This is a genomic window from Lactobacillus sp. HBUAS51381 (genome assembly GCF_012641095.1).
Classification (GTDB): domain Bacteria; phylum Bacillota; class Bacilli; order Lactobacillales; family Lactobacillaceae; genus Levilactobacillus.
In genome coordinates this window covers 31,229-49,832 of record NZ_JAAVSC010000007.1, presented here as the reverse complement: position 1 = coordinate 49,832, position 18,604 = coordinate 31,229, and the positions used below count along the sequence as shown (strand labels likewise).

Genomic DNA, 18,604 nt, shown 5'->3' with positions numbered 1-18,604 from the left:
GAGTGGTGATTAAAGCAGATTGTATCTTTTGTCAAAAGACTGAGATTGTCCTCGAAAACGACCTGGCCAAGGCTTTCTGGGATATTCATCCGGTGCGAAAGGGTCATCTGTTGATTGTTCCCAAGCAACATTATGCCACGTACTTCGATGTGCCGGCGATTACTCGCCAGGCCATGGACGACCTGACGTTTCAAGCCAAGGCACTGTTGGATGAAAAATTCGCGCCGGCCGGCTACAACATCGGCATCAACGTCGATGCGGCCGCCGGGCAGACTGTGATGCACGCCCACATTCACCTGATTCCGCGGTACGTCGGGGATGTTAAGGATCCACGGGGGGGGATTCGCAAGATGATTCCTCACGCGGTCCGGCGATTAGGTTCGAAGCGAAAATAAGCGTAAACGAAATAAGAGTGATCAACCATCGTTAATCCTAATGATGGTTGGTCACTCTTTTGAACTTCACGTTTTGGGACACTGCAGCGGCTGTTGTAGGTCGGGTCGTTACGATTTAGGCGTTATGGCAATCCATATTTCGCTTTTGACATCAACACTACCGAACTGAGAAAAAGAAATTTCGGGCGCGTCAACCAGCTTGTACCTGGCGGCAGGTAACCACTCGCTGTAAATACGGCCCCAGGTCTCTTGGAGCTGCTGCGGGAAGGGTCCCTGATTAGGGAAGATGGCCCAGGTGTGGCTGGGAACCACCAACTGGGTCAAGTCGGCATAGGGATTTTCCTGAGTGGTGGCAAAGCCAATCAGATGGGTAAGTTGACCTTGTTCGGCTAATCGGGCGTCGTCAAAGGCGTAAGATGCGTTTAACACTTGATGGGGATAGAGATCACCTAGCGCGTGCATGTGGGTCCTTTGCAGTGGCGTGATGCTTTGTGCCAGCGTCTGGATGGTGGGGTTTTGCCCAGAAAACTGAAGAGGAATGCGCTTGGTGACGCCGACCAGGTTAAAGGCTGGTTTCTGTTCGATTTTGAAGTTCATGGGAATACCTCCTTTGATTTCAAGGTGAAATGAAAGTTTAGGAAAGGTCTTCTGCAAACCACTCTGACGGACTTCGGACGGGAGATAGCCGCTCCAGTCACGAAAAGCTCGGGAGAAGCCCTCGACAGATTGGTAGCCGTATTTAAAGGCCACGGTGGTGACGGCTTGGCCTTTGACCAAGTCAACGTTGGCTGCAGCCAATCGCCGGTTGCGGACGTAATCGTGGAGTGACATGCCAGCAATAAAAGAAAAGGTCCGGCGTAGATGATATTCTGACAGACCAAGCTGATAGGCAACGGTTGAAAACAAGATGTCATCTGTCAGGTGGTCTTCGATGTAGTCAATGAGTTTATTGAGTGTTTGCATGGGAATCCTCCTTCACTTCAAGAACAAGTCTATACGATAAGTCGCCGACGGACTTGATAATTGGCGGCCAAATTTAGTCGAACAGTAATCTTGTTAGTAGCTTTAGTGTACAACACCAGTAAGATAAGCAGGTGGCAAAATTTCTTGGCAAATGCTGGCAGTTAAAAGGACCTGAAACAAATTGTCCCAGGTCCGCTAAATATCGTTTTTACAAATAACGTTCCCGAATCGCTTGCGGAACGCGTTTGTCCTTTTCGTAGAAGACATCATCGCCGGGGGTAATGTCGCGCAACTTTCTAGCGGGATTGCCGACGACAATCGTGTTGGCGGCCACGTCTTTGGTCACGACGCTACCAGCCCCCACGACGGCGTTATCGCCAATAATGACGCCGGGTAGAATCGTGGCGTTAGCACCGATCCAGACGTTTTGGCCCAGCCGGATGGGGTGATTGAACTGCAACTTGTGGCGACGTAACTTAGGCGAAATCGGGTGTAGCGCGGTGGCAAACGTCACACCGGGGCCAACCATGCAGTCATCACCAATGTAAATATCGCCGTCGTCTACGAAATTACAGTTGAAATTGATGACGACGTTTTGGCCGAAATGAACATTATTCAAGCCGGAATTTGCGTAAATTGGTGGGATGACATAAAGATTTTTGCCATAGGTGCCAACCATGTCGTGTAGTAAGTGTTCGCGTGTTTGGAGACCAGCTGGTGTCTCGGCAGTGTTGTTAAAGTCTAAGATCTTTTGAACGAGAGTGTGTTGGTATACGATGAACTCGTCGTCCATACTGGCGTAGATCTCGCCTGAGTGAGTAAGTTGATTGAATTGGTCCTTTTTTTCTTGTGAAATCATGGCATAATGCTCCTTTAGTTTGTGGCTAACCGCAGATATTTTGCAGTCAACGAATTCTGACAAGTTAATAAATCAGCGGGGGTCCCCGCAAAGTTTAGATAGCCACCGCGTTCACCGCCGTGTGGGCCGAGGTCAATGACCCAATCGGCTTGACTGATGAGGTCTAAATTGTGTTCAATCAAGATGACGGTGTTTTGGTTGGCAACCAATTGGCGTAGTAGTCGTAGTAGAACTTGAACGTCATGGGGATGAAGGCCCGCACTGGGCTCATCCAAAACGTAAGTAGCCCCCTGTTTTTGTAATTCAGCGGCAATCTTGACTCGTTGGGTCTCGCCGCCAGACAGGGTGCTGGTTGGCTGGCCCAACGTGAGGTAGTCGAGATCGACATTGGTCAGTCCAGTCAATTTATCCGTAATTTTCGGAGTGTTGAAAAAGTTCAGAGCCTGGGCAATCGTCAAATCTAAGACCTGTTCAATCGTCTTACCCTGAAAACGATAGCTGAGTGCCTGGGGATTATAGCGGCGGCCTTGACATGCTTCGCAGGTGACTTCAACCGCGTCGGCAAAGGCCATGTCGTACTTGATGACGCCCTTACCATGACAGATGGGGCAGGCACCTTTGGCATTGAAGCTGAACCATGACGGCGAGACGCCATTGGCTTGGCCGAAGAGCTTTCTGATATCATCCATGACCCCCGTATACGTCGCGGGTGTTGAACGAATAGATGTGCCAATGGGCTGTTGGTTGATTGTGATTGTATCAGGGTATTGAGCCACAAATTCCTGGCTGACTAACGTACTTTTCCCAGAACCCGCAACGCCGGTTACCGCAGTCAGCACGTGCTTGGGAATCGTGACGTTGAGGTGCTTTAGGTTGTGCTGATGAGCATCGGTCACCAAATAGCTATCTTGCCACGGCAGCGGCGTCGAGTTCACGGTGAGTCGGCGACGTAACGCCTGGCCGGTTGGCGTTGGTAACTGCTGAATGTTTGCGACTGATCCTTGGTAGCTAATCTCACCGCCGTGGTCACCAGCTAATGGCCCAATATCAATAATCATATCGGCGATGCGCATAATCTGGGGGGCATGTTCGACGACCAGAACATTGTTATGGGCGTCGCGCAGCTGCTCTAGCATGGTTCCAATCTTGCGAATATCCGCGGGGTGGAGACCAGTCGTTGGTTCATCGAAGATATAGGTGATGTTATTGAGGCTCCCACCGAGGTTGCGGACGATTTTAAGCCGTTGTAACTCACCGCCAGACAAGGTGTTAGCGGGCCGGACCAATGGTAAATAGCCAATGCCGATGTCGGTCATACGCTGAAGCGTGGTGGTCAACTGGTTGACCAGGGAAATGCCGCGAGGGTCAGTGATATCAGTTAAGACGGCCAATAGCTGTTCAACGGTGAGGCGCATCATGTCGATGATATTATAGTCGTTAATTTTGGAGACTAAGGCCTTGGCATTTAGTCCGGTTCCCTGGCAGGCCGTGCAAGGGACGGTCGTGATATGTTGGGTGATTTCGGTGCGGAGCTTCTTAGCCAGCTTACCGATGTCACGATTGAGATACAGGCGCTTGAAGCGGGGGATAACGCCTTCGTAGTCAACCTGGTCAACGCGTCCTGAGGTGTTCGAGCGTATCTCAATCTTGCGTTCTTCTTGCGGACCGTCACGGAGGAATCGCCATTCGGCTGGTGTGAAGTCACACAACGGTTTGTTAGGATCCAATATGCCGTTGTCGGTATAAAGGGTGCTTTGCCAACCAGCGCTGAATTGGCTGAAGGTGATGGCGCCCTCAGCTAAACTCTTGGTCGTATCAAATAGACTGTCAACATTTAGATCTTGCCGTTTGCCTAGTCCAGTACAAACAGGGCACATGCCTGCCGGATGGTTTAAGGAATAAGCCATGGAGCCGCCAGCGCTGGGGTGACCAATTCGTGAGAACAACAGTCGCAATAGCGGTGCGGTATCCACAATAGTGCCGACCGTGGAACGCCTACTAGGTGTCGCGGCTCGCTGGCGAATAACAATGGCTGGGGTGAGGTTTTGAATCTGATCGACCTGGGGGCGCGTATAGTGGGGCATCTTGTTGCGAATGTATTGGGAGTAGGATGCTTGCCATTGACGCTGGCTCTCGACGGCTAGGGTGTCAAAGACCAATGAACTTTTACCGGAACCGGAGACGCCAGTGAAGACGACGATTTGATTCTTGGGGATGCTGAGCGTGACGTTTTTTAAATTGTGTTCGTGTGCGTTGATGATGTTGATGGAGTCTTCCGAGTGAATGGACATGATGATTAGCCTCCTATGCGATTTGTTGGGTCAATATGTGATATTATAGTGACATGAATAACGGAATAAAAGCCACATTTGCGTAGAACAATGTCACTATCGTATCAAGTTCGTTCAGGAGGATGTTATGACCCAGAAAAAGTTGATTCAGCTAGAAAGTGATTTGCGCGAACACATTACCTATGATAATCATATTATCCCCTTATCGATTTGCGTGGATCACTTCGATGACTACTATCAACGGGAATGGGACTGTCACTGGCATGAAGAGTATGAATTTGGGGTAGTCACACAGGGGATTTTGCGGTATACGCTTTACGGAGGGCCAAATGGTTCGCAAGACGTGGTGCTGCATCCAGGGGAAGGCATCTTCATCAACGCGAATGTTTTGCATAGCGCTAAGGCTTTGGCGGCTAATACGGTCATTGACTGTTTTGTGTTATCGAAGGTTATTTTTAAGTTGAAATTGTTTGATGCCTTCGGTGAACAAGTTCTGGAACCAATTGCCCAATCGGGGCTGTACTTTTTATTCCTAAAACTGAATGATCCGCAGAAACGGGAGATTATCACCAGTATTCAAAAACTTTGTGCGCTCCCAGAAGATGGAATCGCTTATGAATTACAAGGGCTAGAGTTAGCCATGCACATTTGGCGCCACCTCATTACTGCGGTCCAATTGTATCCTGAGACTGCTGAGCTAGTTGGTGCAACCAAGACGGATCGACAACTAAAACTGATTATTCGCTTCGTACACGAGAACTATCGGCGAGAAATTTTGGTTGACGAATTGGCCCAGCAGGCTCTTATTAGCCGTGCAGAATGCTTTCGGATTTTTAAAAAGATGTTACATAAAACACCGATGCAATATGTGACCGATTATCGGATGTCAATGGCTACAATGCTCCTGGCGGATACGCAACGGACGCTGGCGGATATTGCCGTCTCCTGTGGGTTCAAAACGGCCAGCTACTTTGGACGAAAATTTCGGGAACGTTTTGAAATGACCCCCCGGCAATACCAAACGAAAATGGCTCAGGGAAACTTGCAACATGGAGAACCTGGGTTTGATTCGTAGGTCGTTTTAAAATATAAGAAAACATAACATTGCTTACAAATCTTAATGTTTTCATGAAAGCACTTGCCTCTCAACCGCTTCGTTCGTTCACGGTTACGTGCGGCTGATTTTTTTGATCCTTATTAAAAATATATGTAAGGAAAGATAACATAGTAATCCGGCTTAGCGGGACCTCTTCTAGACCAAATCGCTTGATTGGGGACGTTAGTAAGTCAAAACGGCAAACAATAGGCTGTTCTAACCCCAAAGGTGGACGTAGACCATTTTCAATGTTAGAATTTGTGACATTAAGAGATGAAGAGGGCGTTGCACATGAATCTTGCGAACACCGCGTTTGTTTTAGTTGCTAGTATCCTGGTCTTGTTTATGACACCGGGGTTGGCCTTTTTCTACGGGGGCTTGGTCTCCGAGAAAAACGTCGTCAACACCATGTTGTCGGTCTTTATTATGACCGGCGTGGCCGTTTTATTGTGGATCTTTCTAGGCTATAGTATGGCCTTTTCTGGAAATGTTGCCGGTATTGTGGGGGATCTCCATCACGTCTTTATGGCGGGCGTCAACCTTGCCAGTCTAACGGCAAGCCATATTCCAGTGGGGGTCTACTCCCTGTTTCAAATGATGTTTGCCATCATCACGCCAGCCTTGTTTGTGGGCGCGGTCGTTGGTCGGATTCGATTCAAGTTTCTGCTTATTTTCCTGGTGGTTTGGTCCATCTTCATTTACTATCCGATGGTTCACTTAGTCTGGAGTCCACTGGGCTGGTTGGCTAAGCTGGGCGTCTTAGACTTTGCCGGTGGGACGGTGGTTCACATCAATGCGGGCGTGACAGCACTGGTTCTGTCCGCTTGGCTGGGACCGCGGTTGACCGGTAACCGGGACAATCCGCACTACAATTTGCCGTGGGTCTTGTTAGGAACGGCGATCTTATGGATCGGCTGGTACGGCTTCAACGCTGGGAGCGCTTTAGCCGTGAACGTTGTCGCGGCTCAAGCGGCGATTACCACGACTGTAGCCACGGCCATGGCGATGGTGACCTGGATGTTTCTGGATATCTGGACCACGGGTAAACCGACACTGGTTGGTGTTTGTACGGGAACGCTGTGCGGGCTGGTTGCGATTACACCAGCGGCTGGCTATGTGACGGTCATGGGTTCCGTAGCGATTGGCCTCATTGCCACGTGCACCAGTTACGCGTTCATTCGCCTATTAAAGCCGCGTTTGGGCGTGGACGATGCGTTGGATGCTTTTGGCTGTCACGGCGTTAGTGGGATCGTTGGCAGTATCTTGACCGGGGTCTTTGCGACCAGGACGGTTAACCCGACGATTGCCGAAAATGGGTTGGCCTACGGTGGTGGCTGGCATCTGTTAGGGATTCAAATCCTAGCTACTGGCTTCACGATTCTATTCGTGGCCGCCATGGGGTGCCTCCTGATCGTGGTCTTGCGTCGGTTCATGCCGATGCGGGTTACGGCCGGAGAAGAAGAGCTGGGCTTGGACCAAGGCGAACACGGCGAACAGGCCGACTATGCCGTTGGGCTAAGCGAACGGTTAATGGCGAGTCAGTCCGATCAAGAACGGTACGCCACGGAATTTCGGGGTCAGCTCCAGCACCTGGAGCATCCACTCCCGAATCATGGAAATGGCCGCTGAGTAAGGCGGTTGGCAAAAGTTAGTGACTTTATTAAGCTTGGTCAAAGTCGTTGTTGTTCATGTGAGAACCTGCTAAACTGAGCATGTGGTTAGGGGCCACAAGATTACTTTAGCTTAAGGGGGAGCAATATGAAAAAAGACACGATTATCTTGTCAGTCTTGGTCGTCTTTGCAGTGGGCTTCTTGAGCCTAGTGCTGGTGTTAATGAAGTCACCAATGTGGATCGCCTTTCCAGCCATCTTTGGCGGATTGGGTCTGGTCTGCTACGGGATTGATGATTTGATGGTAAAATTTAAAAATCGTGACCATGAAGGCCGCGAAGCTTAATGAAGCAAAGAAAGAGGCCAGAGAGCCTCTTTTTTTTGACCTTTACAGTCTCCGTGGCGGCTTGCTAAAATGGAAATTGTAAAGGCGATGAATGCGCGTGAAAGCAAAAGAATTAAATCGAGTGGCCGACGGTGGCGATTACCTCAAGATTGTGGCCTGTACGGCGGTCATGCTCCAATCCGTCCTGGGATTTGCCTGGGACTTACCCCGGGTGGTGGCGCTCCGGCCGATCCTGTCGGGGGTGTATCTGGCCGTGAAATTCACGGCCCCCGCCTTTATCTGTGGGATTTTACTCACGACGATGCGGACCACGGTCGATCAGCAACCGCGGTATGGTCGCTACTTAAGGCGTCAGTGGTCGGCGCTGTTTTTACCGACCATCTGCTGGACGCTGGCCTACCTGCTGATTTTTCCGGGCTTGCAGCAACACCACCCTTACCAAGACCTACTGCAGTTCGGTTGGCAATTTGTAAATGGGAATGCTGCGCCACATCTGTGGTATAACACGATGATGCTGCAAATGATTTTTCTGATGCCCGTATTCTGGGCAATTCGCCGGTGGCTACGTGGCAACCGCGCTGCCTGGGGAATTTTCGGTGTGACCGCAGTGGGGGACTTGCTGTGGATTGTCTGGTATCGCCTGATGGTTTACCCCACATCACGGTTTACCGGCTGGTATCTGCTGGACCGGGTATTTCTGGGTTTTGTACTTTATGCAATCCTAGGAATCTTGGCCTGGTACGGGTGGCCTGCGATTCAGCGTTACCTGCAGCGTTGGTGGGCCATGAGTGTTGTCGTTGCCGTGGGCGCATTGATTGTTCAGCAACGCGCCTTACTGGCATGGCGGCTACCACTTGATTTGGGCCACACCAGCTACTATTTACCGGCGACGGTGGTGTATGACTTAGCGGTGATTGGCCTTATCCTAGCGTTAGCTGGCCGCCAACAGACGCGTCATTCGCGCGTGCTGCCGGTGATTCATCGATTGGCGGGCTATGCGTACCCGTCCTATTTGGCCAATGTGTTCTGGCTTCAGGTCATTTGGCGATTGGGCGGGGCGACGGTGACCGGCGCCCACCCCGTGCTGGGGATTGTGGCGTGTTACCTACTGACGTGGATCTGGTCGTTTGGTTTTACGGCGGGACTCACGAAGCTTTTAAATTGGAGGAAGAGATCATGACGAGAACGCAACCGGTAGAATTGGTCACAATGATTATGGTGACGGACCCCGCGACTGGCCGAGTCCTGGTGGAAGACAAGGTGAACGTGCCCTGGAAGGCGGGCCATAGCTTTCCTGGTGGCCACGTCGAGGTGGGCGAAAGCTGTGCGACCGCGGCGATCCGGGAGGTCTTTGAGGAAACGGGGCTGACGTTAGCCACCGTGGACTTCTGTGGCACCTGCGAATGGTTTTCGGCCGATCGTCAACAGCGCAAGTTGGGTCTGCTCTACCGGGGCGACCAATTTACGGGGACCATTAAGTCAAGTGAGGAAGGGCCCATCTACTGGCTCGACCCGGCTGAACTGACCGTTGAGAATAGTGCGGAGAGCCTGTTGACGTTGCTCGAAGTTTTTCGACGTGAGACGGCTGCGGTCGTGAGTGACGGCTGGAATGGCCCATTGCGCCCCGATCGCGGCTAACTAGTGTTTGAGCTGAAAGCGGGTCTCGCGGAACCGGCTTGAAGCGAAAAAACGGTTAAGAAATGACGACATTGCGCCGGCTATTTCCACAGGAGACTGAGCTACATACGACCGCTGCTCTTCCGGGGTGGATAGGATACGTTAAATTAAAAAAACTCGCTGCTAAAATTTAGCGGCGAGTTTTTTTAAGCAAATAACGTGACCAGAATATCCCACGTCATGTGAATAATGATGCCGGGCCATAACGAGCGACTCTTGGCATATAGCCAACCGAAGAGGGCCCCGAGCGCGGCTACGGTGATGAGATTGCCAACCCAGGCGGCAGGGCTCATCGCCGGGATGGTCGTTAGGTAACGAGGAATGTGGAGGCTGGCAAAGGCCAGCGCTTGAATCGTATTGGCCTGTGTGAGGCTGAACTTCTTTAGTAAAACATTGAGGAAGTAACCACGGAAGACAAATTCCTCGGTCACGCCAACGACCAGAAAGTAACGGCCCCAGTACTCTGGAATAAAGGTGGGACTGATGCGCAGGCCGTGATGGCTGATCCAGAATTCGACCAAGAGATAAACGACAATCACAGTCCAGACAATGTAGCCGGTTGTGAAACGCCAGCTGGGGCGCCATTGCGCGCGCGGGCTGACGGCCAACGCCTCAGGCTGGACGCGGTGCAACAACCAGAGCGCACCACCCACCCAGACGATGAGCTTGATGGCGTCGAGTGCCAGTTCTTCTGGCCATCCGGTAAGGTGATGTTCGATCGGGGAATTGAGGACTAGCTGAACGACTAGCCAGATAACCCAAAAGATAAGGAATTGGCGTGTAAGACGGCGGGTAGATATGGTTCGGGACATAGACGGCACTCTTTTCTGAATAAAGTTTTATCCCTATTATAGAACTTTTGCGGGGACCTGCGTGTAAAGCTTCTGTAAGGATTTCGGTGAACGAATCGATGTTTCTAATGTTTACTTTTGATGTTAACGGTGATAACATATTAATGTAATCAGTGATAACATTAAGCTTGAGGAGGAGATTAGTCATGACGGAACAACCGTATCATCGCCAACATCTAGCGGCGGCCATTGCCCAGCAGGCTCGCCAGCAATTGGAAGAGCGGGGGGCGGATCAGCTATCCCTGCGTCAAATTGCCCGTTTTCTCGCCGTGACACCGGCCGCCGTTTACCGGCACTACCCGGACAAGGCGGCCCTGTTGGCCCAACTACGATCGGACATTCAAGATGAACTCACAGCGGCCCTGCGTGCTGACGTCTTGGCATCGGCCGACGCCGCCACGATGCTACAGCGTATGGTCACCAACCTCTTGAATTATGCCACAGCCCATCCCCGGGCAATCGCCTTTATTCTGACGGCCCCATTACCGGTACCCCAGAGCCTAAAAACGGTGGTCACCCTGTTAGTGGCCCAACGGCAGTTGTCGGTGCCGGTGGAACAGGCCGTTTTGGCACTGTGGACCTTTCTATTGGGGGCACTATTACGTTTACCCACTGCGGAAGTTGATGCCGAGTGGGTAAGCGCCCAATTGATGAAATTGCTGGCAGAGTGACATTGCTGGGCACAGGTCCAATGACTTTTAGTAAAAAGAAAAAGGCTGAGTAAATGTTTTAGTTAATAATTTTACTCAGCTAGATTTTAGACCAGTTTAGAAAACGGTTAACCAGTGAGTAGGCTTGACCTTGGCCGTTCACTAATCAAGAGATAAGTCAAGCGACTAGCTGAAGAATTACTTTACTTCCTAAAAGTAAGTGATACACTGGTAAACAACATCAGAAGTTAACGATAACGAAATGAAATGAGGCTATTTAATATGAAAACAGAATTTCTTAAACTCGCTAAGCAACGTCGTAGTATCTATGCGCTGGGGCGCAACGTCTCCTTCTCACAGGATGAATTGGTCGATCTGATTAAGGCTAACATTAAGCAGGGACCGTCTTCCTTTAACAATCAGACGACCCGGGCCATCATCCTATTCGGGGAGTCCCACGAGAAGCTCTGGGACATCGTGGCCGCATCCTTACGCAAGGTCGTTAAGGACGATGCCGCCTTTGCCAAGACCCAGGGCAAAATCAACGGGTTCAAGGCGGCCTTTGGAACGGTTCTGTTCTTTACCGAGACTCAGACGGTAAAGGAATTCGAGGAAAACTTCCCATTGTATGCGGACAACTTCCAAGACTGGTCCGAACAGTCCCAAGGAAACGCCCAATACGCCGTATGGACGTCACTGGCCGAAAATGGCTTGGGCGCGAACCTTCAACACTACAACCCGCTGATCGACGATGCCGTGCGGGCCGCCTTCGACGTGCCGGCTAGCTGGCGGTTACGGGCCGAAATGGACTTCGGTTCCATCGAGGCACCGGCCGGCGATAAGGATTACCTGGACGATAGCGAACGGTTCCGGGTATTCAAGTAAGCTACTGGATTTTAAACGGGTTCATAAAAAGCTCAGGGTTAGGCAAGTCGTCTAATTCCTGAGCTTTTTGGGTTCTGAATGGAAATTGATGGTGATCGTTACGACGCCCACCACACGGTTCAAAAATAAAGGATGGCGTAAATGCTTGCCAGCCCCAAGACCTCATAAATAAAAATCAACATGACAGCTTGATAGGTGAGGAGAAAAGCGCGCAGATGGGGGATTCGGCGGAAGAGCAGATCGTGTTGGCGATAAACCTTGCGTAACCGTGAATCAAGCGTGAAATGAATCCCGGCGGCACTGGTGACGCAGATGGCGAGAAGCGCGATCAAGACGAGTACACCGGTGGTTGAACCGAGATTAGGCAGAAAGGCCAACCATAAGAAGGGCAACAGGATTGCGGCCAGCATGGCCATAGTTAAGATCAGCCGCCACCGTCGAGATTGATCGGCGAGTCGCTGCACCGCAGGATGGGTCTGATGAAAGTGTTCGAGTTTGATGACGTGTTGCGCTTGATCGGTGAGTGTTTTTCCCTTTGAAATGCGGTAGATCACCACGAGGTAGGCTATCGCCAAAAGAACCAAGATTACCGCTGAAGCATAGAAAATATGGATAAAAGTCAGCATGAGTACGCCTCCAAGATGATATGGGTTAAATGATACACTAGCTACAGAAGGATATGTGGCAGAGCCAATGGCGACAAAGACAGCTTCTGATGGCGCTACCGGTAGGGTATTCTGGGGGCTCGTCAGCTTAAAAACGTGCGCCCCAGATTAACTAGGCGTTATCCCCAGCAAGGTATGCTAAAATGAGAGCTAGTTAAAACTGTCTTGATTAGGAGGTCAAGTTGCATGCAAAAGAGAATTGCCATTATCGGTGGCGGGATCGTTGGTGCCACTGCGGCTTATTATTTGAGTAAATTACCGGGTAGTGAAAAGGTGAAGGTTACCCTGTTTGATGACGGCGTCGGACAGGCGTCTAAAGCCGCCGCGGGCATCATTTCACCGTGGCTCTCCAAGCGCCGGAACCAGCAGTGGTATCGGCTTGCCAAGGCGGGAGCCGACCTTTATCCCGAGTTGATTCATGACGCGCGGTTGGGAACGGCGGTCTATCAGCAGACCGGGACCATTGTGACGCGTGAGGACGAGGCCGACTTGGAAACGTTGCTTGCTTTGGCTCAGGATCGCCGCAAGACGGCCGCTGCCATGGGCGAAGTTCACGCGCTGACCGCCCAAGAAGTACAGGCGCAAGTGCCCCTGTTGACGGCACCACAACCTGGGATCCTGATTACCGGTGGGGCTCGGGTCGATGGCGCGGCACTGGTTGCGGGGTTATTGGACCTGGCCAGTCAGCGTAACCTCAAGGTCAGTCATGAACGTGTGAAGTTAAACGCGCAGGGACAGGTTCTGACGTCTCTGGGTGCGCGTCAGTTCGATCGCGTGATCATTGCGGCCGGTGCTTGGCTAAAGGAACTCATCGCGCCGCTAGGAATCGTCGCGGACGTGCGACCACAGAAGGGTCAGCTCATCGAATTGGCGGTCAAAGACTATCCGTTACAGGAACACATGCCGGTCGTCATGCCGGAGGGCGAACGTGACTTTGTGCCATTTGGTCACGGCAAGCTCATTGTCGGCGCCACCCATGAAAACGATGGTAAGTTTGATCTTAGCGTCAATCCCGAGGTCACGGCGGATCTGTTGGCGAGTGCCCAACGATTGGTTAGCGGCATTACGGCTGATAGCCTGACCGGCGTACGAGTCGGCACGCGGGCCTATACCGACGACTTTGCGCCGTTCTTTGGTCTGGTTCCGGACCATGAGGACTTCTTAGTGGCCTCCGGGCTGGGCTCGTCGGGGCTAACCACCGGACCACAGATTGGCAAGTTCTTGGCCGGTTCGGCGCTGTACGGCGGGACCCCCGATTGGAGTCAATACGAGAAGCCTTTGACGACTTATCTGGCGTCTTCGGCCGAATGAAGCGCCTGATTGGCCAAGGTGTGGGCCCCCTGGTTTTGCTTTTCGGGAACCCACTGCGTGAGCACCAATTGAAAGGGTGCTTGGGCGGCCAGTAAGGCATCAACGGCGGATTGGTAATGTTTTGCATAATGTTTGGTTAAACTATCGTTGACAATCTGGCTATCGGTATAGAATAGAACGGTGGTCGTGGCACAGTCGGCGCCTACCAGCTTAGCCAACTCGAGAAATCCCAACCGGGCGACCTCAAATTCGGCGGCATGGTTGTTGGTGGCGGTCAGCATCTGCTTGAGCTGGGTCTGTTCGTGATCGTGAACGATCAGAATGCCCCCGGCACTGAGACCGGTTTGTGGCTGCGTTGCGGCATCGGTGTATAAGGAAAACACAGAATCACTCCAATCTTTTGCGTGAGGTGTATGAAGTTATGATAACCCAAGAACGACGATTTTTGTATCAACCTAACCCTGTGAGCAGCATTATTTGCTGGAGCTGGACGCTGATGGTCTTGATGGTAGGGGCCATCTTTTGGCTTGAAGTCACCCATTTTAATTGGTGGACGCTGGGCTTCTTTACGGTGTTTGCCCTGTTATGTTGGACGGAAGTGCACTACCGCAATATTACCATGGCGAATGGCGTCTTGACGGTCAGCACCGTGCTGAATCACCGCCATCTGGTCATTCCACTGGCGCACGTGCGCAGTGTTCGCGTCTCACGTTATCGCATGGGAATCGTTGCCCAGGGGAAGATTTATCAATTTTTATTGCCACGGAATTCGGCGATTGAACTGGCAGGGCTGATTCAGGCCGCCATCCCGGACGTGGTGAAGGAGGAACTGCATTGAGCGACATTGAAATTTCACAAGCGACACCACTAGAGCCAATCGAAAAGATTGCGGCCAAGGTGGGCTTAACCCCGGATCAGATTGAACCCTACGGTCACACTAAGGCCAAGATTAATCTCCCCTTGGCCGGACGGCACGACACGGGAAAATTAGTGCTGGTCACGTCGATTAACCCAACGCCGGCGGGCGAAGGCAAATCCACGGTCGTTGTCGGCCTGGGGGATGCCATGAATCGCGCCGGTCATAAGACGGTGTTGGCGCTGCGGGAACCCTCCATGGGACCCGTCATGGGCCTTAAGGGTGGTGCGACCGGTGGGGGTTATGCGCAGGTTGTGCCCATGGAAGACATCAATTTACATTTTACGGGTGACTTTCACGCGTTGACCGAGGCGCACGATACCCTGGCGGCTTTGATCGACAATCATATTCAACAGGGCAACGAACTCCGACTCGATCCCCGGCGCATCGTGTGGAAACGGGTGCTGGACATCAACGACCGGGAACTCCGGCAGACGGTGATTGGTCTGGGCGGTCGGACGTCGGGTGTGCCCCGACAAGATGGCTTTGACATCACCGTGGCCAGTGAACTGATGGCCGTGTTGTGCCTCAGTGAGGATCTCGCCGATCTGAAACGGCGGGTGAACCGCATCCTGATTGGCTACAACGTGGATAAGGAACCCGTTACGGTGGGTGACTTGAAGGTTGGCGGCGCGATCACACTGCTCCTAAAGGACGCTATCAAGCCGAACTTGGTCCAAACCTTGGAACACAACCCCGCCATCATTCACGGGGGGCCCTTCGCCAACATCGCCCACGGGTGTAACTCCGTCTTGGCCACACAAACGGCGCTCCAATTGGGCGACTTTGCCGTGACTGAAGCCGGCTTCGGTGCCGACCTCGGTGGGGAGAAATTCATGGACATTAAAACGCCGGTACTGGGGAAGACGCCGGATGCCGTGGTTATTGTGGCCACGGTGCGCGCCCTCAAGTACAATGGCGGCGTCAAGCGCGCTGATTTGGAACAAGAAGACGTGGCCGCCCTGCAAGCCGGCAGTGCAAACCTGAAGCGTCACATTGCTAGCATGCAACAGTATGGCGTGCCCGTCGTCGTGGCCATCAACCGCTTCACGAGCGATACCGATGCCGAGATCGCGGCGCTGACGGCCGAGATAACGGCGCTAAACGTCCCCGTCGCCACAACGACCGTCTGGGCCGATGGTGGCGCGGGCGCCATGGACCTGGCCGAAAAGGTCGTGGCCGCGACCCAGCAGCCGAGTCACTTCACGCGTCTGTCGCCGGAACACGCGGATCTGATGACCCAAATGACGGCGATTACGCAAAAGATTTATGGTGGGGCCAAGGTGGAATTATCGACTAAGGCGGCCCGACAGTTGACGACTTTTGCCAAACACGGTTGGGATAAGCTCCCCGTCTGCATGGCCAAGACCCAGTATTCATTGACCGATGATGCCCATCAGTTGGGCGCCCCCACGGACTTTACGATTCACGTCCGGGAGTTCGCCCCACGCTTGGGGGCTGGCTTCGTCGTGGCCTTGACGGGGAATGTTTTGACCATGCCCGGGCTTCCCAAGCATCCGGCGGCCTTAGACATGGATATTGATGCCGAGGGTAAGATTACGGGATTGTTCTAGTGGGTTCGTTATCAACGTGCTGACTTAGGGGCTTCGTTCTTAAGCAACTCACTAACAACCTAATTTCAGATTTTAGCGGCAGATCGCACGTTCGTGGCGATCTGCCTTTTTTGGCGATTGCGGTGGTTGGATACGGGCCCCGCTACTAATGACTAATGTTAATTTCGGCCGTTTTGTTGCGGCCAATCGGTTAAAAAGGACGATTTTTGGTTTAACAGGACATGGGTTAAACCATTTGATCGGGGCGCCTCATGGCAGCTAACGGCGGAGCCGCGGGGATGAGGTGCCATCTAGCTCACCAGACCATGAGCCTGTTCCGTCGTCACTGAGGCTCTCGGGTGAGTTCTATAACTTTTATTTTCGTCAAACCGTCAGACACCCGGTTTTTCTGGTATAATTTTCAACAACGACTTTATAGGAAAGGTGTTCCAGAAGCGATGCTGATAGCTGATACCATCTTAATCATTTGCCTGGTCGGAATCGACCAGTGGATCAAATACGCCGTGGTGGCCAACATCCCCCTCGGCGGCGAACAGAGCTTTATTCCCGGACTGGTGTCCCTGACCCATCTGCGTAACGACGGTGCCGCCTGGAGTATCCTGCAGGGCCAAATGTGGTTCTTTACCGTCATTGCAATCGTGGCGTTGGGCATTATGGGCTACTTCTTTTGGCAGTATCGCAACCAGGGCGATCATTGGCCGGAAGAACTGGGCCTAGCGCTCATGATGGCCGGGACCATTGGGAACTTTATCGATCGCCTGGCGCAGGGGTATGTGGTTGATATGTTCCAACTTGATTTTATTAATTTTCCAATCTTTAACTTTGCCGACAGTTGCTTAACGGTCGGTGTGATATTTATTGCGATCGGGGTCTTTCTCGCCGATCGTCGGGAGGCACAGTAATGCAGATAGAAGATTTTACCGTTCAGGAGACCGCGCGCTTGGATAAGCTGGTCGCCGAAACGGTGCCGACAATTTCACGGTCACAAGCTAAGGGTGCCATTGAGGCCGGTCAGATTACGGTCGATGGTCAAGTGGCCAAGCCCAAGGATAAGCCGGCCGTGGGGGCTAAGATTCACATCGAATTGCCCGATCCCCAGCCGATTGATTTGACACCGGAGAACATTCCTTTAGATATTGTCTACGAAGATGATGACGTGATCGTGGTGAACAAGCCCCAGGGGATGGTCGTTCATCCGGCCCCCGGGCATCCGAACCATACGCTGGTCAATGCGTTGCTGTATCACAGCCCACTGTCGAGCATTAACGGGACGCTACGGCCGGGAATCGTGCATCGGATTGACAAGGATACTTCCGGCTTACTGATGGTCGCCAAGAACGATCACGCGCACCAGAGCTTGTCGGCGCAGTTACAGGCTAAGACCAATTTGCGTGAGTACGTGGCAATCGTTCACGGTAACTTTAAGGAAGAAGAGGGCGTGATTCGGGCGCCACTGGGACGGTCACCCAAGGACCGTAAGAAGCAGGCGGTCGTTGCCGATGGCCGGCCAGCCGTCACCCATTTCCGCGTGCTGGAGCGCTACGGGACCTACACACTGATTGCCTGTCGGTTGGAGACCGGTCGGACCCACCAGATTCGGGTCCATATGGCCTACATCAATCATCCGGTTGCGGGAGATCCCTTGTACGGGCCGAAGAAGACGCTCAAGGGTGAGGGTCAGTTCTTACACGCCCGGGAGTTGGGCTTTATTCAACCCACGACGGGGAAACAATTGGACTTCACGGCCCCGGTTCCCGCGCATTTTATGGCGGTGGTCAAGAAACTGCGGCGCGAAGCCGGATTACCGGTTGACAAAGCAATTTAGGTTTTTTATGCTAAACGTACGAGATAAGCGGGTTTGCCGGTAGCTAGGCGGGCGGGTTTCTTCACCAGATTTTGCCGAAGAAGCCGGCCCGTTTCCTGCACATGAACGCCGTGAAACTTTAAGGAGGAATTTAAGATGGCAAAGGTAGTTGTGGACGCAATGGCAATGCAACGGGCCCTGACCCGGATCACATATGAAATCATTGAAAGAAATAAGGGTGTGGATGACCTTGTTATTCTAGGCATCAAGACACGCGGCGTGTATTTAGCGCGTCGCATTGCCAGCCGCTTGCAACAACTCGAAAACGTGACGGTTCCCGTGGGCGATCTGGATATTACGTCCTATCGCGATGACATCGAACACGATGCCGATCGTGATCCCAAGGTGTCCGCCGCCAATATTAATTTTTCAGTTGCCGGCAAGAAAGTCATCTTGGTCGATGATGTCTTGTATACGGGACGGACCATTCGGGCGGCCATGAGTGCCGTCATGGATCTGGGTCGGCCCAAATCCATTAATCTCGCCGTGCTCGTTGACCGCGGTCACCGGGAGTTGCCGATTCGTGCGGACTTTGTGGGCAAGAATATCCCGAGTTCCCAACGCGAACGGATCAAGGTTTCCGTCAGTGAGATTGACGACCGTGACGCCGTAGAAATCCAACAGGCATAGACTTGATAAAGGGGCCGATTT

At 52.3% G+C, this 18,604-nt stretch carries 20 protein-coding genes; 14 read left to right on the top strand and 6 right to left on the bottom strand.

Annotated features, from left to right (window positions below; translation table 11 throughout):
* Positions 1–5: 5 nt before the first annotated feature.
* Positions 6–395 (top strand): HIT family protein, encoded by a 390-nt coding sequence (locus HEQ50_RS04020; RefSeq protein WP_168899237.1) that lies wholly within the window; start codon positions 6–8, stop codon positions 393–395.
* A gap of 108 nt (positions 396–503) precedes the next feature.
* On the opposite strand, the gene HEQ50_RS04015 is transcribed toward HEQ50_RS04020, so the two are convergent.
* The 3 genes from HEQ50_RS04015 to HEQ50_RS04005 all read right to left on the bottom strand — a co-directional run bounded on the left by HEQ50_RS04015 (position 504) and on the right by HEQ50_RS04005 (position 4,508).
* A complete protein-coding gene (locus tag HEQ50_RS04015; RefSeq protein ID WP_168899236.1) occupies positions 504–1,358 on the bottom strand; it encodes an AraC family transcriptional regulator in 855 nt (284 codons plus the stop codon).
* A 208-nt stretch (positions 1,359–1,566) separates the two neighbouring features.
* On the bottom strand, positions 1,567–2,217 hold the full coding sequence (locus HEQ50_RS12945) for a sugar O-acetyltransferase (protein WP_168899235.1): 651 nt from the start codon (positions 2,215–2,217) through the stop codon (positions 1,567–1,569).
* A gap of 14 nt (positions 2,218–2,231) precedes the next feature.
* Positions 2,232–4,508 carry an excinuclease ABC subunit UvrA gene (locus HEQ50_RS04005; RefSeq protein WP_168899234.1) on the bottom strand — a complete coding sequence of 759 codons (2,277 nt, stop codon included), beginning with the start codon at positions 4,506–4,508 and terminating at the stop codon, positions 2,232–2,234.
* A 127-nt stretch (positions 4,509–4,635) separates the two neighbouring features.
* Between HEQ50_RS04005 and HEQ50_RS04000 the strand changes: the two genes are divergently transcribed.
* The 5 genes from HEQ50_RS04000 (at position 4,636) to HEQ50_RS03980 (ending at position 9,198) form a co-directional block, all read left to right on the top strand.
* Positions 4,636–5,583, top strand: coding sequence for an AraC family transcriptional regulator (locus HEQ50_RS04000; protein WP_168899233.1), 948 nt, complete (start codon positions 4,636–4,638; stop codon positions 5,581–5,583).
* A 312-nt stretch (positions 5,584–5,895) separates the two neighbouring features.
* Positions 5,896–7,233, top strand: a complete 1,338-nt coding sequence (locus HEQ50_RS03995; RefSeq protein ID WP_168899232.1) for an ammonium transporter — start codon at positions 5,896–5,898, stop codon at positions 7,231–7,233.
* 129 nt (positions 7,234–7,362) lie between these two features.
* A complete protein-coding gene (locus tag HEQ50_RS03990) occupies positions 7,363–7,560 on the top strand; it encodes a hypothetical protein (protein WP_168899231.1) in 198 nt (65 codons plus the stop codon).
* 97 nt (positions 7,561–7,657) lie between these two features.
* The gene (locus HEQ50_RS03985; RefSeq protein ID WP_168899230.1) at positions 7,658–8,740 is read left to right on the top strand and encodes an acyltransferase; all 1,083 of its coding nucleotides are present in this window, start codon (positions 7,658–7,660) and stop codon (positions 8,738–8,740) included.
* Positions 8,737–9,198 (top strand): 8-oxo-dGTP diphosphatase, encoded by a 462-nt coding sequence (locus HEQ50_RS03980; protein ID WP_168899229.1) that lies wholly within the window; start codon positions 8,737–8,739, stop codon positions 9,196–9,198. Before HEQ50_RS03985 ends, HEQ50_RS03980 begins: the two co-directional genes overlap by 4 nt.
* Positions 9,199–9,383: 185 nt before the next feature.
* Here the strand turns inward: HEQ50_RS03980 and HEQ50_RS03975 are convergent, their stop codons facing one another.
* Positions 9,384–10,049, bottom strand: a complete 666-nt coding sequence (locus tag HEQ50_RS03975; protein ID WP_168899228.1) for a CPBP family intramembrane glutamic endopeptidase — start codon at positions 10,047–10,049, stop codon at positions 9,384–9,386.
* A gap of 185 nt (positions 10,050–10,234) precedes the next feature.
* Here HEQ50_RS03975 and HEQ50_RS03970 point away from each other — a divergent pair, with 185 nt between their 5' ends.
* Together HEQ50_RS03970 and HEQ50_RS03965 are read left to right on the top strand one after the other, a co-directional pair.
* Positions 10,235–10,759 (top strand): TetR/AcrR family transcriptional regulator, encoded by a 525-nt coding sequence (locus HEQ50_RS03970; protein ID WP_168899227.1) that lies wholly within the window; start codon positions 10,235–10,237, stop codon positions 10,757–10,759.
* A 261-nt stretch (positions 10,760–11,020) separates the two neighbouring features.
* Positions 11,021–11,623, top strand: coding sequence for a nitroreductase family protein (locus HEQ50_RS03965; RefSeq protein ID WP_168899226.1), 603 nt, complete (start codon positions 11,021–11,023; stop codon positions 11,621–11,623).
* A 119-nt stretch (positions 11,624–11,742) separates the two neighbouring features.
* On the opposite strand, the gene HEQ50_RS03960 is transcribed toward HEQ50_RS03965, so the two are convergent.
* On the bottom strand, positions 11,743–12,249 hold the full coding sequence (locus HEQ50_RS03960; RefSeq protein WP_168899225.1) for a hypothetical protein: 507 nt from the start codon (positions 12,247–12,249) through the stop codon (positions 11,743–11,745).
* 225 nt (positions 12,250–12,474) lie between these two features.
* On the opposite strand from HEQ50_RS03960, the gene HEQ50_RS03955 reads away from it, so the two are divergent.
* A complete protein-coding gene (locus HEQ50_RS03955) occupies positions 12,475–13,599 on the top strand; it encodes an FAD-binding oxidoreductase (protein ID WP_168899224.1) in 1,125 nt (374 codons plus the stop codon).
* Here the strand turns inward: HEQ50_RS03955 and HEQ50_RS03950 are convergent.
* A complete protein-coding gene (locus HEQ50_RS03950; protein ID WP_168899223.1) occupies positions 13,575–13,982 on the bottom strand; it encodes a ribonuclease HI family protein in 408 nt (135 codons plus the stop codon). The two genes, HEQ50_RS03955 and HEQ50_RS03950, sit on opposite strands and share 25 nt — an antisense overlap.
* Positions 13,983–14,020: 38 nt before the next feature.
* Here HEQ50_RS03950 and HEQ50_RS03945 point away from each other — a divergent pair, with 38 nt between their 5' ends.
* The 5 genes from HEQ50_RS03945 (at position 14,021) to pyrR (ending at position 18,583) form a co-directional block, all read left to right on the top strand.
* Entirely contained in the window at positions 14,021–14,437 is a 417-nt protein-coding gene (locus HEQ50_RS03945; RefSeq protein WP_168899222.1) for an EbsA family protein, read from the top strand.
* The gene (locus HEQ50_RS03940; protein WP_168899221.1) at positions 14,434–16,089 is read left to right on the top strand and encodes a formate--tetrahydrofolate ligase; all 1,656 of its coding nucleotides are present in this window, start codon (positions 14,434–14,436) and stop codon (positions 16,087–16,089) included. The genes HEQ50_RS03945 and HEQ50_RS03940 overlap by 4 nt, the downstream gene beginning before the upstream one ends.
* Before the next feature lie 437 nt (positions 16,090–16,526).
* Positions 16,527–16,991, top strand: coding sequence for a signal peptidase II (lspA, locus tag HEQ50_RS03935; protein ID WP_168899220.1), 465 nt, complete (start codon positions 16,527–16,529; stop codon positions 16,989–16,991).
* Entirely contained in the window at positions 16,991–17,914 is a 924-nt protein-coding gene (locus HEQ50_RS03930) for an RluA family pseudouridine synthase (RefSeq protein ID WP_168899219.1), read from the top strand. Before lspA ends, HEQ50_RS03930 begins: the two co-directional genes overlap by 1 nt.
* Before the next feature lie 135 nt (positions 17,915–18,049).
* Positions 18,050–18,583 (top strand): bifunctional pyr operon transcriptional regulator/uracil phosphoribosyltransferase PyrR, encoded by a 534-nt coding sequence (gene pyrR / locus HEQ50_RS03925; protein ID WP_168899218.1) that lies wholly within the window; start codon positions 18,050–18,052, stop codon positions 18,581–18,583.
* Positions 18,584–18,604 lie beyond the last annotated feature (21 nt).